The organism is Clostridium tepidiprofundi DSM 19306 (assembly GCF_001594005.1).
Classification (GTDB): Bacteria; Bacillota; Clostridia; order Clostridiales; family Clostridiaceae; genus Clostridium_AC; species Clostridium_AC tepidiprofundi.
Genome location: NZ_LTBA01000129.1, coordinates 1 through 938, shown reverse-complemented (window position 1 = coordinate 938; position 938 = coordinate 1). Strand labels below are relative to the sequence as shown.

The 938-nt window shown below is 27.0% G+C and carries 1 protein-coding gene and 1 pseudogene; both read left to right on the top strand.

Annotated features, from left to right (window positions below):
- A partial coding sequence (locus CLTEP_RS14030) for an ISAs1 family transposase (RefSeq protein ID WP_153016363.1) occupies positions 1–426 on the top strand: 426 nt, incomplete at its 5' end.
- A gap of 198 nt (positions 427–624) precedes the next feature.
- Positions 625–938: pseudogene (locus tag CLTEP_RS14570) on the top strand (IS982 family transposase); the annotation flags it as partial.

The following is a 938-nucleotide window of genomic DNA, read 5'->3' as shown; positions in this document are numbered from 1 at the left end:
CATGGAAGAATAGAAAAACGTGAATGTTATATAGAAAACAATATTGAATGGTTAAATGAAAAGGATAAGTGGAAAAACTTAAGCAGTATAGCTATGATTAAATCCGAAAGAACAATTGATGAAAAAATATCAATTGAATATTCTTATTTCCTAACAAGTTTAGATTGCACAGCAGAAGAATTTTTAAAGTATAGAAGAAGTCATTGGGGAATTGAAAATCAACTCCATTGGGTATTAGATGTAAGCTTTAATGAAGATCAAAGTAGAATAAGAATAGGAAATTCTCAAGAAAATCTTTCGGTTATTCGGCATATAGCTCTAAATCTTCTTAAACAAGAAAAAACGTTAAAGTTAGGTATTAAAGGTAAAATGATTAATTGTGCTTTAGATACTAAGTACTTAGAGAAGGTACTAGGAATTAAATAAGAACTTCATTTTCAAAAAATTGGATATGATTTTTCTGGCCTTTTACATCTAATTGTTTAAATATTTCGAATAGTAACACAATGCAAATATAAATAAACCTATTTATGAATTAAATGTGTTCAAATTAGAAAATTATACAATTAATTTATAAATAGGTATTATATTGATGCGATTGCCCTGAGATAGGGGGAAACATATATGCTAGAGCTTAATAAAAATTCTATCACAACAATAAACAATTTAAAAGATTTTATTACTGTTGTTTTTGTTATTATTGATGATATTTACCATGGAATAACTCCAGCACATATTAAATTTCGTAGAAATATTGATAAAGCCATTATGAGCGATAGCGAAATAATCACAATTTCCATAGTAGGTGAACTTCTGAGAAAGCTTGGTTTGGATTCTGTTCAAAAAATTTAATAGATTTATTCCCTAAGTTCTGTACAAGAACAAGATTTCATAGAATTAGAAAATCACTGTTTAAAGTTATGGAACAAATCCGTAAC